Raw genomic sequence first — 13,897 nt, 5'->3', positions numbered from 1 at the left:
TGCCGGGGGCGGACCGGGACGGGTTCAACGGCAGGCCCCGCCGACCGATTGCAAGCGGTCGGCGGGGCCATTGTGGCTCTTGACAGCGGATTGGGTCATATGAGCGAAAACCCGTACACGCGAGCAGGGCGCCTTGAAACGAGGCGGCATTGACCTTCTGGTCATGCCGCCGAAGTTGAAAGGCAGATTGCCGCTCTGGCGGGCTTGCAGCGTCGGCCCGTTACGGCGTTTGGTAAAACGCCGTAACTAAAAGCGGTTGCCGCGGAAGCCGCCACCGTTGCGGCCGCCACGGTCGCCGCCTCGACCGCCGCGGTCGCCGCCACGGTTGCCGCCGAAGCCGCCACGGTTGCCACCGCGGTCGCCATAGCCACCACGGTTGCCGCCAAAGCCGCCGCGACCGCCACGATCGCCGCCACGGTCGCCAAAGCCGCCACGGCCACCGCGGCCACCTCGGTCGCCGCCACGGCCACCGCGGTCGCCAAAGCCGCCGCGACCGCCACGGTCGCCGCCACGGCCACCGCGGTCGTCACGGCCGCCGCGAGGACCGCGATCCTCGTCCAGACCCATGGCGACGAGCGGAGCGATAACCTTATCGAGCGCGGCCATCAGCTCGGTGGCCTCCTCGTAAGAAAGCTCGGGCAGGAGCTTCTCCTTCTTGTTGGCAAGCTCGACCAGGCCCTCAGCGGCATCCTCGGCAGCGAAGACGACGATCTTGCGCATATCGCCCTCGGCGTTGTCGATGCGGCCGACCAGATCGGCAGCCTCGGCCTCGGCCATCAGGCCATCGAGCTCACGAAGACGCATGCCCAGCAGGTCTGACATTTCCTTCTGCTCCATCTTGGGCTTGAGGTCAAGGAGCTTGATGGCGCGCTCGATGTTCGCCATACGCTCGGCCTTAGCCTCTTCCTCCTTGGAAATAGCAAAGCGACGGCTACGCAGCAGGCGGGCGGCCTTCTGCATCTTGTCCATCAGCTCTTCGTCATCGTAATCAACGGCGGCCTCGACAACCTCGGCCTCCTCCTCGGCGGAAACCTCGTCAGCAGCCTCAACCTCGGTAGCTTCGGTCTCCACGGTCTCGACTGCCTCGACCTCGGCAGCCATGGTCTCGTTCTCGGTCTCGTTCATGATCTCTTCGTTCTCGGACATGAGACTCCTTCTTGGCCCTCTCGGGCATCATCGCCCCATTCGCGGGGCCCGTCGCGCACTCTTTGCGCTTTAAACATTCATGCCTCTCGGCAAAACGTCCCTTAGTTTATGGTGTCGCCATCCAATCTAGCTGCAGAATCTATGTGCACACATTAATGCGACATGTCGCGGTATCATGGCCTGAACCAAACGTGTCCACCTTAAGGAGCCCGCCATGATTAAGCCCATCATGAAATCCGAGTTCTTTTTGCGCCTGCCTTCCGAAGACGCAGGGCCCGACGATGCCGTGATCGGGCAGGACCTCCTGGATACGCTCCACGAGCATGAGCACGAGTGCGTGGAGCTCGCCGCCAACATGATCGGCGTGCGCAAACGCATCATCTGCGTAAAGGACGGCAACAGGACGCTCCTGATGTACAACCCTCAAATTCTTGAGCAGGTCAATGCCTATCAGACCAGCGAAGGATGCCTCTCGCTGATCGGCGAGCGTCCCTGCACCCGCTATCGTCGCATTAAGGTGGAGTATTTGGACGAGAACTTCGTCCACCGCATCAAAAACTTCTCGGGCTACACCGCCGAGATCATCCAGCACGAAATCGACCACTGCAACGGCGTCGTTATATAGTTCCGCGAGTCAAGGAAAATGATCTGTTTTCCTCCGTCCCCTTTGGATCATGGTAACGACGCAGGCTGAGCACACGACAGCGAGCGAGCCGCATTTGCGCCAAGGTGACGTGAAATGAGAGGGCGCTGACCTTCTGGTCGCGCCCTCGAAATTGAACGTCAGATTGGCGTGAATGCGGCTCGCGTAGCGTCAAGCGGTCCGCCGTTCGGTAGAACGGCGGAACCAATTAGGACTGGCGGTAATGGTCAAAGAAATCGGCGAGGTCTTCGAGCGACTCTTTGAGCACTTCCATGCGCGGCAGGTACACGATGCGGAAGTGATCGGGCTCAGCCCAGTTGAAGCCGCCGCCACGCGTGATGAGGATCTTCTTCTCGTGCAGCAGGTCGAGGGCAAACTGCTCGTCATCGGTGATGTTGAACTTTTTAACATCCATCTTGGGGAAGATATAAAACGCCGCACGCGGCCTGACCACCGAGATGCCGTCGATCTTGCTGAGCGCCTCATACACAAAGTTGCGCTGCTCGTAGACACGACCGCCGGGGCGGATGTAGTCGTTGACCGACTGATGGCCGCCAAGCGCCGTCTGGACGATCGACTGGGCCGGCACGTTGGAGCACAGGCGCATGTTGGAGAGCATGTTGATGCCCATGATGAAGTCGCTCATGCAGCGCTGGTTGCCCGAAAGCACCATCCAGCCAATGCGATAGCCCGCGATCATATGCGACTTGGACAGGCCGCTAAACGTAATGCAGGGCAGGTCGGGGGCGAGCGATGCAATGGAGACGTGCTCGTAGCCGTCCATGCACAGGCGGTCATAGATCTCGTCGGCAAAAATCATGAGCTGGTGCCTGCGCGCGATCTCAACGATGCCCTCGAGCACCTCGCGCGGATAGACCGAGCCCGTGGGGTTGTTGGGGTTGATGATGACGAGGGCCTTGGTCGCGCTCGTGATCTTGGACTCCATATCCTGCAGATCGGGATACCAATCGGCCTGCTCATCACACAGATAGTGCACGGGATGTCCACCGGCAAGAGTTGCGCACGCCGTCCACAGCGGATAATCGGGGCTGGGAATCAGAATCTCGTCGCCATTGTCGAGCAGCGCGTTCATCGAAAGCTGAATGAGCTCGGACACGCCGTTGCCCGTGTAGATATGTTCCATCTGAACATTGGGCAGGCCCTTGATCTGCGAATACTGCATGATCGCCTTGCGCGCAGAGAACAGACCGCGCGAGTTGGAATAGCCTTCGCAGTCGGGCAGCTGCTGGCGCATGTCCTTAATGACCTCATCGGGCGTGCGGAAACCAAAGGGCGCCGGATTACCGATGTTGAGCTTGAGGATGCACTCGCCTTCGTCCTCCATACGGGCTGCCTCGTCGACAACGGGGCCGCGCACGTCATACAGAACGTTCTCGAGCTTGGTGGATTTAGAAAAAGTACGCATGGTGGTGCTCCTTGCAATTTGAGCTGAGGGATAGGGTTCGGGCTTGGAAACGTTGTGGGTCGATGATGTCTCGCCTTGATCGGCGTCACCGGCGAGCAGCCAGGTAACATCGACCTCCAAAATGCGGGCGAGTAGCTCTGCCACATCGCGCCGCGGAATCGTCTTGCCGCTCACATATTGGCTCATCTGACTCTTGCCGAGTTTTTTGCCGAGCATCTCCGATGCGCGGATTACGTCCGACTGGCGAACGTCGCGATCGGACATAGCCTGTCGCAGGCGATCGCTAAACGTCTCTTGGGTCACAGGAACCTCCTTGCTGGCAAAGTTCAATTTATAGTACACGAATTGAACCAAGGTTCAATTTAGCAAGCAGTATAGCGCCGTGCTATTTCTAAAAGTTCAATTTCAAAAATAACATGACCCAAACCTCAAGATTTATCCCAAGGCGGTAACGACGTGCGCCCATTTAGAGGTATTCGAGAAAACGGGCGGCGGCAAGCGAAACATCGGCCGTTCGATATATGGCGTTGATCTGCCGATGGGGATGCCCTTCGAGCGGACGCACGGCAACATCGAACTGACAGCGGCGCATGATGAGCGCGGGAAGAATGCTCACACCCAGGCCGTCCTCGACCATAGCCATAATCGCATAGTCATCCCAGGTCGACAGTTTTGAGTGCACTGCCAGTCCCGCCCGACGAAACAGCGGCGTAATCTCGTCATCGGTGCCGCGTTCTAGCAGAATAAACTGCTCGTTGGCCAAGTCGGCAAGAGAGACGACCTCCGCCGTGGCAAACAACGAGCCTGACGGCACTACCGCCATTAACTCGTCACGCACCAAAGGCAGCGATGTCATGCCGTTTTCTCGGGGCTCACGAGGGATAAAGCCCAGATCGCAGCGACCCTCTGCCACCCATTGTTCAATCTCTGAATAGTCGCCCATCAGCAACTCGTAATCGACGTCTGGATGATCAGCACGAAAACGCGCAATCACCGGCGGCAGCACATGGGTCGCCACGCTCGAAAACGTACCGATGCAGATTTTGCCGCGCATGAGCCCGCGCATCTCATCCACCCGTCGCTGCAAGCGAACGAATTCCTCGCAGAGCGCCTCGACAGCCGGCATGACCTGCCGCCCGTCGGCAGAAAGAGCAACACCTTCACGACTGCGGTCGAGCACCTTAAAGCCCCAATCGGCCTCAAGATCGGCCACCATGCGGCTCACGCCCGATTGCGAGTAGCTCAGGCGCTCGGCAGCACGCGTAAAGCTTCCAGCGCGCACGGTCTCCAGCAGCACCTGCATCTTTTGAATATTCGTTTCCACGACATGCCTCCACCTTTGCATGAGTTTTTGTCATGTTTTCCATGCATTATATTCGCTTTTCTTCTAAAGCCAGTTCAACCATAGTGAACATGCACGGATATAGAGGGGACGGCAGCGCATGAACAACGGATTGATTACGTATTTAGCAGCATTGTTGTTGTTTGGCTCCAACGGCATCATCGCTGCGGCCATCGCACTCCCGAGCTCCGATATCGTGCTGCTACGCACTTTTCTGGGAGCCCTTTCGCTTGTCACCATCCTCGCCATTACCCAACGCCATAAGCTGCAGGCGCCTTCTCGCCCCCGCGAAGCCGCAGCCCTCCTCCTCTCGGGAGCCGCGCTGGGCGCCAGCTGGATTTTTCTGTTCCGCGCTTATCAGACGATCGGCGTCGGCGTTTCTTCGCTGCTGTACTACTGCGGCCCCATCATCGTCATGGCCCTCTCGCCGTTTATCTTTGGCGAAAAACTAACCGGTGGCAAAATCGCCGGGTTTATCGCAGTCGCCTGCGGCGCTTTTCTCATTGCAGCGCAAGGTCTAGGCGGCAATATGCCCATTGCGGGCATCGTCTGCGGAATCGCCTCGGCCTTCTGTTATGCATTGATGGTCATCGCCAGCAAGGGCGCGCCGCACATCGAAGGCCTCGAGAACTCCGCGCTCCAGGTGAGCGCCGCCTTTGTGACCGCGCTGGTCCTTACACTCGTCACCCAAGGCACCCCCTCATTCCTGTCCGCCAGCATCGCCGCAACCATCGATTGGCGCGCCGTCGCTATGCTCGGCGTCGTCAACACCGGCATCGGTTGTCTGCTCTACTTTAGCGCCGTCGCCAAACTGCCCGTGCAGACCGTCGCTGTCGTCGGCTACCTCGAGCCGCTTTCGGCCGTCGTGTTCTCGTCCGCCCTTTTGGGCGAAGTCATAACACCAGTCCGCCTGATGGGCGCCGTGCTTATCATCGGCGGCGCGATCTTTTGCGAACTCGCCGGTAAACGCTCAGGCGCCAAGACCGGTATCGCTCAGGCAGCACGCGTCTAAAAGTTCCCTCTTCGGTTTCAAAGCAGGAGCGCGTCCGCGGTTATTACATTGCAGCAACGCCATACAGCGGATGCGCCCCTGTTTTGAAATGCTACCTGCGTACATAAATAATCCCCAGCTGGGGATTATTGTCTAAAATTACCCGATGTGCCAAACAGCTCTTGTATGTATAAAGACGGCATAAAAGTTATCTGTCCAAGACAGATAACCGGATGTCCAAGGGAGTCCACGTGGCGCACGCCAAACTGGAGGCAAACCTCCAAGACCAGCACGGTCAAGTACGTGGTAATCGCCATGAAGGCCGACAACCACAACGAGAGCGGCATCTTCGCCCTGTTTAGCCTGGTGCGCAAAGTGGCGCCGTGGCTGATTCTACCTGCCATGATCGGCGGCGCGGCGCTGCTCGCCAATAACTCCAGCTCAAAGTTCAGATCGAGAAAGCCGAGGAAATGGATGTCGATATCTTCTCGAACGACCTTGTCAACAGCAACGAAGCCGGTAGGGACATGAACGTCGACCCCACCGAGCTGCTCGGGAGCGTCGCCGATACGCCCGAACAGCAACAGTTCGACGGCCTCGAGAGCGAACAACTCAGCGACGCCAACTTCTAACGACGTCGCGCGTCGACGACAGCGGCCCTGCGCCTCACAGGAGGCGCAGGGCCGCTTTGCATTGCAGTAAAACCGCCGGCTACGAACGACGCGGCTCGGGAACCACGAGCCTATCGGGGCTCGCGCCCTCGGCATCCATCAGGCTCACGTAGCGAATCGACGGATCCTCATACGTTGAGTAATAGTAATTGCCCGTGCGCGCGCTAAAGCATCCGGTGTAGATAGTCTTCTCGAACTTGCCGTCACCCATCTTGGACGCGCCCTCGATCATCGCCACCCCCTCGAGCGAGCGGAACATGCGAATGACGTTCTCGGCCTCGCCGTCTTTTTGCGGGTAATTGGCATTGAGGTACGCCGCCTTTACAAAACGGCTCGGCGAATAGCAGTCACCCGGAATACCGCGCATGCCGGCACCCGCGCCATAGGGCTTGAGCTCGGCACCACGCCATGTCGCCGTCTGAGGAAAATCGCTTGTGGCGGTGATATAGGTGCGCAGGTTTTCCATGTGCCACGGGAAGGTCGGCTGATTGGCAAGGGTGTCGACCGGATCGTCGTATACATGCAGACCGTCAGCCATCATCTCGACCACGATGCTGCGCCGGCTGTCGCCGATAATCCAATGGAGCAGCGACACACCCAGCCCCTCTCCGGCAGATTTGGCAACAATCACCGTGTCGCGCAGCGCAGCCTCGACCTCGTCGACCGTCGAGAACGTCGCTGCCACCCACAGGGGAAACTCATAGGCCGCGATATTGGTCTTTCCATCAACCGGGTCCTCGGCATACTCGGCATAACCGGGAAAGTTGAGCCCTGCCACAGCCAGACCCGCATCGTTACCACAGTCGAAAAACATAGGATAGTTCTTGTAATCGATGCACATGCCGATTACCGCGTGTGCCGCCGACGCATCGTCGATAAACGAATACGGGATATGGAACCCGCGGGGCATCACGCGAACCTGTTGGCCGTAGCTAAAGCTCCAGTCGAGGTTGCGACCCAGATACATGTTGCCGGAATTATCGGTAAATCGAATGCTCGTGCACATGGCGCCTCCTAGCCATTCGTCCTTGCTAAGCTCATTGTTACCAAACAAATAGGCGCTAAACACAAAAGCCCGGACATGACAATATCGTCACGCCCGGACCACACAAGCAAGATAAACTCAACCAAGTCAACCTCGCAGGTCGTCTAAGGGGTCAAAGTACCGCAGATTGCCACGAAAGAGGAGCGAAGCGTACTTAAGGTACGCGAGCGACGATTGAGCGGCAAGGTGCGGCGCTTTGGTCTCCTTAGACCAACTTTCCAAGACAGTGATCGATCATATGCTGGATCATTTGTGCCTCAAAGCCCGTGTAGTCGCGGCGGCACTCCTTCATCTTGCCGTCGACGATCTGGTCAAAGGCAACCTTGCACTTGATATAGCGCGTGGACTTGGTGATTTCGTCGTGCGTCAGGCAGCTCTCCTCCATCTTGCTGGCGCCCAGGCCAAACACCAGACGGGGATTGTAGAGCACGTGGGGCTCGCCGGCGTCGTCCAGATAGACGCAGACCTTCTTGGTGACGCCAATCTGGTTGGCGGCAAGGCAGCCGGCGTCCTCGAGCGACTTGATGGTATCGATCAGGTCCTGTGCGACCGACTCGTCCTCGACAGTCGCAACCTCGCAACGCTGGGACAGGATAGCCTCGTCGCGGCAGAGCTCTTTAATCATACGTTCCTCCAAAGAGTTCAATGTAACTGCTTAAGTATACGGTACCTACACATTTTCATGCGAAAAATACCGTCCGCCTGTAACAAAGCGCCGAACTTCAACATGCGAGAAACATCGACCTTCCAAAGGCGATATAGTAGGTAAGTTCGTGTCAATCGGCCTCAACTCGGGGCCGAACAAGGAAAGGGTATGCATGGACGAACTTTTTCACGTCAGCGAGCGCAAGTCCACAATCGGGACCGAACTTCGCGCTGGACTGACAACATTCCTGGCGATGGCCTACATCATCGCCGTCAACCCTGCGGTGCTCTCGGGCGCTGGCATCGATGCGGGAGCGCTCGCCTGCGCCACCTGTCTGGGCGCCGGCATCATGACCATCTGCATGGGCATCTTCGCCAACCGCCCGCTCGCCTGTGCGTCGGGCCTGGGCATCAACGCCATGATTGCGGGCATCACCGCCACCATGTGCGGCGGTGACTGGCACGTTGCCATGAGTGTTATCTTCCTCGAAGGTATCATCATCTTGCTGCTCGTCCTTTGCGGTCTGCGCGAGGCCATCATGGACGCCATCCCCGTGGTCCTGCGCCACGCCATCTCGGTGGGCCTGGGCCTGTTTATCGCCATGATCGGCCTGTGCGACGCCGGCATCATCACCGCTGGCACCGGTACGCTCGTCGGCCTGGGCGATATCGCCTCCCCCACCTTTATCGTCGGCATCATCTCCATCGTCGTGACGGTTGCCCTTGCTTCCCGCAACGTGCCGGGCTCGCTGCTCATCGGCATCATCGTCGCCGTTATCGCCGGTATCCCGCTGGGCGTCACCCATGCGCCCGAGGGTCTCATCGCACCGCTCGACTTCTCGACCTTTGGCGCCCCGTTTGCCAGCACTGCCGATGGCAACATGGCCATCGTGAAGGTCCTGACCGACCCGATGCTGCTCGTCGTTGCCTTCTCGCTGCTCATGAGTGACTTCTTCGACACCATGGGCACCGCGATGGCCGTCGCCAAGCAGGGCGAGTTCTTGACCGAGGACGGCAATGTCGAGGACATCCGTCCCATCCTGGTCGTCGACTCCGTGGCCGCCGCTGCCGGTGGCTTTATGGGCGTCTCCTCCATCACCACCTTCGTCGAGTCCACCTCTGGCGCTGCCGACGGTGGCCGCACGGGCCTCACCTCCGTCACCACCGGCGTGCTGTTCATTCTCGCCGCGTTCTTCTCCCCCATCGTCACCATCGTTTCCAGCGCCGCCACCTGCGGTGCTCTGGTCTACGTCGGCTACCTCATGATGAGCGAGGCCTCCGAGATCGACTGGTCCGACGTGTCGCAGGGTTTCCCAGCGTTCATGATTGTCGCCGGCGTGCCCTTCACCTACTCCATCTCTGCCGGCATCGGTCTGGGCTTTATCGCCTACGTGGTCGTCTCACTCTTTAAGGGCGAGGCCTCCAAGATCAAGCCGCTCATGTGGATCGCAGCACTCGCCTTCCTCGTCTACTTCTTTGTAGCGTAAGGGCAAAGCTGCTAAAGCAAAACCTCAAGGCGCAGAGTCGTATCAAGCGGCTCTGCGCCTTTCTTTTAGCGACGGTCCCTACGCCGACGTGCGACAATCGTATTTGTAGATGTCGAAATGCAGAGAGAAGCTTGTCATGGAAGCGCGTCAAAAGCAGATAACCATTCATTCAAAACATGTCGAAAGCGCGCCCGTCATTTACCTTCCCGCGGTCATGGGTGACGGCACCGAGGTCTATAGCCGTTGTCTTGAGCTTGATTGCCCGCCATTCACCCTGGTCGCCATTGGCGGGCTCAATTGGAATCGCGAGCTGAGCCCTTGGGAATGCGACGGAACCGTGCGCGATGCCGAGCCCTTTGGTGGACAGGCGTCCGAGTTTCTCGATGAACTGCTGAATCGGATAATCCCAGAGGTCGAGCCATCACTTCCCTGCCCGCCTACCTGGCGCGGCATTGCCGGTTACTCATTGGCGGGCCTCTTTTCGCTTTGGTCGCTCTGGCAGACCGATGCCTTTGACCGCGCCGCAAGCGCATCGGGGTCCCTATGGTTTCCCGGATTTCTCGATTACGCACACGGGCACACGATGCCAGCCGCGCCCAACGCCGTCTATCTATCACTCGGCAAAAAGGAGACCAAGACGCCCAACCGCATGATGCGGCACGTACTCGACGACACACGCGCAATGGAAAAACTACTCGGCGACCGAGGCATCCCCGCGACCTTCGAGCTCAACCCCGGTAACCACTTTGCCCAAACCGGTCTGCGCATGGCCCGCGGCATACACTGGATACTGACGCATTAAAAATGGCGCCCACGCGTACGCACGGGCGCCATTTTTTTTGATTTAGCTGAACACAACTACTACTCGACAGTCTCCTCGAGTTCAGAAACGGCGAACTCAAAGTCGTTGCCAGGCAGAATCGCGTTGAGCACGATGCCCACCAGCGAGCCCACGGCAAGGCCCGAAAGCGAAATCGTCACGCCGAACGGCTTCAGCACGATGCCACCGGCGGCGCTGTAGGCAATGCCGAGTGAAAGCACGAGCACCAGAGCGGCCACCAGCACGTTGCGGTTGTTCTGGAAATCGACCTGGTTCTCGATGAGGTTACGGACGCCCACGGCGCTGATCATGCCATAGAGCACGAGCGACACGCCGCCGATAACGCATGCCGGCATGGCGGCGATCACGGCAGCGAACTTGGGGCAGAACGAAAGCACGATGGCGCAGCACGCGGCAATGCGAATCACGCGCGGGTCAAACACGCGCGTCAGGGCGAGCACGCCGGTGTTCTCGCCATACGTGGTGTTGGCCGGAGCGCCAAAGAGCGAAGCCAGAATCGTGGCGAGACCATCACCGAGCAGCGTGCGATGCAGGCCGGGATCGGCGATGTAGTTGCGCTCGCAGGTGGAGCCAATAGCGGATATATCGCCGATATGCTCAATCATGGTTGCAAAGGCCAGCGGCATGATGGTGATGATGGCCGTCGTGGCAAGGCCGCTATCGAACTGCGGCCCAAAGAGTGCAAACACCGTGTTGTCCCACACGACGGGCAAGCCAAGCCAGGGAGCGGCTGCGACGCCGGAGAAATCGACCTCGCCCAGCGCAGCCGCAACGGCATAGCTCACCACGACGCCCAGTAAAATCGGCACGATCTTGACCATGCCGCGACCCCAAATATTGCAGATGACGATTACGGCGACGGCAACCACGGCAACGAGCCAGTTAGTCTGGCAGTTGGCAATAGCGGAACTCGCCAGGATCAGACCGATCGAAATGACAATGGGGCCAGTCACCACCGGCGGGAAGAAGCGCATGACGCGCTTGGCGCCAAACGCGCGGAAGAGCGCCGCAAGCACTGGGTAGAGCAAACCGGCGCAGGCAACGCCCAGGCAAGCGTAGGGCAATAGCTCGGCCTCGCCGTTGGGCGCGATTGCGGCATAACCGGCAATAAAGGCAAACGATGAGCCCAAAAATGCGGGGACCTTACCGCGTGACAGGAAGTGGAAGAGCAGCGTGCCCAAGCCGGCAAACAAAAGCGTTGCCGATACCGAAAGGCCGGTGAGCACGGGCACCAGCACCGTGGCACCAAACATGGCAAACAGGTGCTGCAGACCGAGCAGGAACATGCGCGGGCGGCCGAGCGACGAAGCGTCGTAGATGGCATCGGTGACGGCGGGCGTCGAGGACTGGGACATGGATGTCCTTTCGAATGGAAGGGCGCTCGGGCATAGCGGATAACCTGCCCGAACGATACGGTCCGAACCATTGTACGCGATACACCATGTCTCGCACGCGCCGTCACTTGCAAACGGTACCGCTATTTCCAAACACGTTCGGCAATACGCTTGACCAGCGCGATCTTTGCCCACTGCTCGCCTTCGGTCAGCTTGTTGCCAATCTCGCAGCTGGCAAAGCCACACTGCGGAGACAGATACAGATTCTCAAGCGGCACGTACTTTGCTGCCTCATGAATACGCTCGACGATCGCGTCCTCGTCCTCGAGCTCGGCTGCCTTGGTGGTCACCAGGCCCAACACGACCTTCTTACCGGGCGCAACATACCTGAGCGGCTCAAAACCACCGGCGCGCGGAGTGTCGAACTCCAGATAGAACGCGTCAACGTCCTCATGCGCAAACAGGTACGGGGCGATGGGATCATAGCCGCCCTCAAAGGCATAAGTAGAGTGGTAGTTGCCACGGCATACATGCGTATTGATCACCAAGTCGTCAGGCTTGCCCGCGATGGCGGCATTGTTGAGCGCCACGCCCAGCTCGCTCACCTTTTGCAGGTCAACCGGGCTCATGCCGGTCTTGGACACAAAGTCAGTGTCGCAATAGATGCCCCAGGTGCAGTCATCAAATTGGATGTTGCGGCAACCCGCGGCATACAGATCGGCAATCACGGTGCGGTATGCTGCGGTGATGGCATCGGCGAGCTCTTCGTCGGTCTTGTAGACGGCGCGCAGGCTCTCCTGCTGGCCATCGCAGCGGTCGAGCGTGACTTCGGAGAACGTCTGGATCGGCGCCGGAATGGTTTGCCGCGCGACCTGGCTCTCCCCCTCGAGCGCCTTGACAAACTTGAAGTGCTCGACGAACGGATGGTTCTCGCCGCTAATAGGTCCGGTCACCACGGCGGTGTCGGCGGTAGTCTCCTCATCGTGGAACATATAGCCCGTACGCGAGGTGCGGCGCTCGATGCCGTTGAGACCCCACATAAAATCGAGGTGCCAGTAGCTGCGGCGGAACTCGCCATCGGTGATGACCTGCAGGCCGGCGGCCTTTTGCTTTGCCACCAAATCGCGAATGGCCTCGTCCTCGACTGCCTTAAGTCCCTCGGCATCAAGCGCGCCTGCCGCATAGGCAGCGCGGGCGTCCTTTACGGCCTGCGGACGAAGAAAACTGCCGACGATATCGGCGCGAAACGGCGCTTTGAGCTGGGTGGAATTGCTCATAGGAATCTCCTTTTGCATGGAATGCTTTGGCGAGAAAGAGTATGAGCGCACTCCTGGTTATCGTAAAATATGCGTTTATATATGTTTGCCATATAGTTTTCCTATAGCCATTTCGACAGCTCAAGACAGCAGCATCAAACGCTACCGGTTAGATATGCCTCCGGATGGCCTCGACATAAGCCTGTCCATAGCGCGTGAGCGTCGTATTCTTGCGCGTGATAATGCCAATCTCCATGTATTCATCTACATCGAGCGGAATCGAGATAATACCGGGGCCATTAAGCTCGTGGCTAATCACGCCCGAACACACCGTGTAGCCGTTGAGGCCCATGGCTAGGTTGAACAAGGTCGCACGGTCGCGCACGCGGATATTCTTGCGGCGCTCAAACGTCGAGGTCAGTTCCTCGGAATAGTAAAACGAGTTGTAGCTGCCTTGCTCGTAGGACAAAAACGGATACTCCTCGAGGTCATCGAGCGTCACGCTGGCGTGGTCCGCCAGTGGATGGTCGGCGCATACAAAGACGTGCGGCGTGGCGCAGAAGAGTCCTTCGAATACGAGCTCGTTGGCCGCCAGCATGCGCTCGATAACCTCGCGGTTATGTTCGGATAAGTACAGAATGCCCAGTTCACTCTTCATGTGCGCGACATCTTCGATGATCTCGTGAGTCTGTTCCTCGCGCAGGGTAAAGTCGTAGCGCGCGGCATCGAACTCACGGATCACGTCGACAAACGCATTAACGGCAAAGGAATAATGCTGACAGCTCACACTAAAGTGCGGCACTTGCTCGGATGCGCCCTTGTACTTGCCCTCGAGCAGGTCGGCCTGATCGAGTACCTGGCGCGCGTAGCCCAAGAATGTCTCGCCTTCCTCGGACACAATGACGCCCTTGTTGGTGCGCTCAAAGATGTGCACACCCATCTCGTTTTCGAGATCGCGAATCGACGCGGTAATCGAAGGCTGCGACACAAAGAGCCGGCGCGAGGCCTCGGTAATGCTGCCGCATTCGGCAACCTTAACAACATACCTGAGCTGCTGAAGCTTCATGACT

The 13,897-nt window shown here is 58.7% G+C and carries 12 protein-coding genes and 1 pseudogene; 5 read left to right on the top strand and 8 right to left on the bottom strand.

The features are described from left to right. Positions 1–246: 246 nt before the first annotated feature. A complete protein-coding gene (locus ACTQ40_RS05695) occupies positions 247–1,146 on the bottom strand; it encodes a hypothetical protein (protein WP_427719775.1) in 900 nt (299 codons plus the stop codon). A gap of 214 nt (positions 1,147–1,360) precedes the next feature. Here ACTQ40_RS05695 and ACTQ40_RS05690 point away from each other — a divergent pair, with 214 nt between their 5' ends. Beyond that, the gene (locus ACTQ40_RS05690; protein ID WP_441563570.1) at positions 1,361–1,771 is read left to right on the top strand and encodes a peptide deformylase; all 411 of its coding nucleotides are present in this window, start codon (positions 1,361–1,363) and stop codon (positions 1,769–1,771) included. A 226-nt stretch (positions 1,772–1,997) separates the two neighbouring features. Here the strand turns inward: ACTQ40_RS05690 and ACTQ40_RS05685 are convergent, their stop codons facing one another. Next, positions 1,998–3,479 carry an aminotransferase class I/II-fold pyridoxal phosphate-dependent enzyme gene (locus tag ACTQ40_RS05685; RefSeq protein WP_441563571.1) on the bottom strand — a complete coding sequence of 494 codons (1,482 nt, stop codon included), beginning with the start codon at positions 3,477–3,479 and terminating at the stop codon, positions 1,998–2,000. A 202-nt stretch (positions 3,480–3,681) separates the two neighbouring features. Continuing rightward, positions 3,682–4,539: a LysR family transcriptional regulator gene (locus ACTQ40_RS05680; RefSeq protein WP_370450624.1), complete on the bottom strand. Its 858-nt coding sequence runs from the start codon at positions 4,537–4,539 to the stop codon at positions 3,682–3,684. A gap of 118 nt (positions 4,540–4,657) precedes the next feature. On the opposite strand from ACTQ40_RS05680, the gene ACTQ40_RS05675 reads away from it, so the two are divergent. Both ACTQ40_RS05675 and ACTQ40_RS05670 read left to right on the top strand, forming a co-directional pair. After that, positions 4,658–5,569 carry a DMT family transporter gene (locus ACTQ40_RS05675; RefSeq protein ID WP_427794950.1) on the top strand — a complete coding sequence of 304 codons (912 nt, stop codon included), beginning with the start codon at positions 4,658–4,660 and terminating at the stop codon, positions 5,567–5,569. 267 nt (positions 5,570–5,836) lie between these two features. Next, positions 5,837–5,980: pseudogene (locus ACTQ40_RS05670) on the top strand (KUP/HAK/KT family potassium transporter); the annotation flags it as partial. Positions 5,981–6,259: 279 nt separating this feature from the next. On the opposite strand, the gene bsh reads toward ACTQ40_RS05670, so the two are convergent. Together bsh and ACTQ40_RS05660 are read right to left on the bottom strand one after the other, a co-directional pair. Beyond that, a complete protein-coding gene (bsh, locus tag ACTQ40_RS05665; protein WP_441563569.1) occupies positions 6,260–7,225 on the bottom strand; it encodes a choloylglycine hydrolase in 966 nt (321 codons plus the stop codon). Positions 7,226–7,469: 244 nt separating this feature from the next. Next, positions 7,470–7,889, bottom strand: a complete 420-nt coding sequence (locus ACTQ40_RS05660) for a peptide deformylase (protein WP_154517060.1) — start codon at positions 7,887–7,889, stop codon at positions 7,470–7,472. Between the two features lie 193 nt (positions 7,890–8,082). On the opposite strand from ACTQ40_RS05660, the gene ACTQ40_RS05655 reads away from it, so the two are divergent. Further along, positions 8,083–9,396, top strand: a complete 1,314-nt coding sequence (locus tag ACTQ40_RS05655) for an NCS2 family permease (protein WP_441563568.1) — start codon at positions 8,083–8,085, stop codon at positions 9,394–9,396. Positions 9,397–9,505: 109 nt separating this feature from the next. Then, positions 9,506–10,198, top strand: coding sequence for an alpha/beta hydrolase (locus ACTQ40_RS05650; protein WP_441563567.1), 693 nt, complete (start codon positions 9,506–9,508; stop codon positions 10,196–10,198). Between the two features lie 59 nt (positions 10,199–10,257). Here ACTQ40_RS05650 and ACTQ40_RS05645 read toward each other — a convergent pair whose 3' ends face one another. The 3 genes from ACTQ40_RS05645 to ACTQ40_RS05635 form a co-directional block, all read right to left on the bottom strand. Then, entirely contained in the window at positions 10,258–11,592 is a 1,335-nt protein-coding gene (locus ACTQ40_RS05645) for a uracil-xanthine permease family protein (RefSeq protein ID WP_441563566.1), read from the bottom strand. Between the two features lie 122 nt (positions 11,593–11,714). Beyond that, the gene (locus tag ACTQ40_RS05640; protein WP_441563565.1) at positions 11,715–12,848 is read right to left on the bottom strand and encodes a 5-methyltetrahydropteroyltriglutamate--homocysteine S-methyltransferase; all 1,134 of its coding nucleotides are present in this window, start codon (positions 12,846–12,848) and stop codon (positions 11,715–11,717) included. A gap of 148 nt (positions 12,849–12,996) precedes the next feature. Then, complete coding sequence (locus ACTQ40_RS05635) at positions 12,997–13,893, bottom strand: LysR family transcriptional regulator (protein ID WP_441017188.1); 897 nt, start codon at positions 13,891–13,893, stop codon at positions 12,997–12,999. Positions 13,894–13,897: the final 4 nt, after the last annotated feature.

The organism is Collinsella sp. Sow4_D11 (assembly GCF_052116465.1).
Taxonomy (GTDB): domain Bacteria; phylum Actinomycetota; class Coriobacteriia; order Coriobacteriales; family Coriobacteriaceae; genus Collinsella.
Note: the sequence above shows the minus strand (reverse complement) of the source record. Positions and strands in the feature narration are given on the sequence as shown.

What these genes read in the sequence shown, in the direction of transcription:
- ACTQ40_RS05695 (WP_427719775.1), bottom strand. Translation starts at nt 1,146, where the DNA reads ATGTCCGAGAACGAAGAGATCATGAACGAGACCGAGAACGAGACCATG.
- ACTQ40_RS05690 (WP_441563570.1), top strand. Translation starts at nt 1,361, where the DNA reads ATGATTAAGCCCATCATGAAATCCGAGTTCTTTTTGCGCCTGCCTTCC.
- ACTQ40_RS05685 (WP_441563571.1), bottom strand. Translation starts at nt 3,479, where the DNA reads ATGTCCGATCGCGACGTTCGCCAGTCGGACGTAATCCGCGCATCGGAG.
- ACTQ40_RS05675 (WP_427794950.1), top strand. Translation starts at nt 4,658, where the DNA reads ATGAACAACGGATTGATTACGTATTTAGCAGCATTGTTGTTGTTTGGC.
- bsh (WP_441563569.1), bottom strand. Translation starts at nt 7,225, where the DNA reads ATGTGCACGAGCATTCGATTTACCGATAATTCCGGCAACATGTATCTG.
- ACTQ40_RS05660 (WP_154517060.1), bottom strand. Translation starts at nt 7,889, where the DNA reads ATGATTAAAGAGCTCTGCCGCGACGAGGCTATCCTGTCCCAGCGTTGC.
- ACTQ40_RS05655 (WP_441563568.1), top strand. Translation starts at nt 8,083, where the DNA reads ATGGACGAACTTTTTCACGTCAGCGAGCGCAAGTCCACAATCGGGACC.
- ACTQ40_RS05650 (WP_441563567.1), top strand. Translation starts at nt 9,506, where the DNA reads ATGTCGAAATGCAGAGAGAAGCTTGTCATGGAAGCGCGTCAAAAGCAG.
- ACTQ40_RS05645 (WP_441563566.1), bottom strand. Translation starts at nt 11,592, where the DNA reads ATGTCCCAGTCCTCGACGCCCGCCGTCACCGATGCCATCTACGACGCT.
- ACTQ40_RS05640 (WP_441563565.1), bottom strand. Translation starts at nt 12,848, where the DNA reads ATGAGCAATTCCACCCAGCTCAAAGCGCCGTTTCGCGCCGATATCGTC.
- ACTQ40_RS05635 (WP_441017188.1), bottom strand. Translation starts at nt 13,893, where the DNA reads ATGAAGCTTCAGCAGCTCAGGTATGTTGTTAAGGTTGCCGAATGCGGC.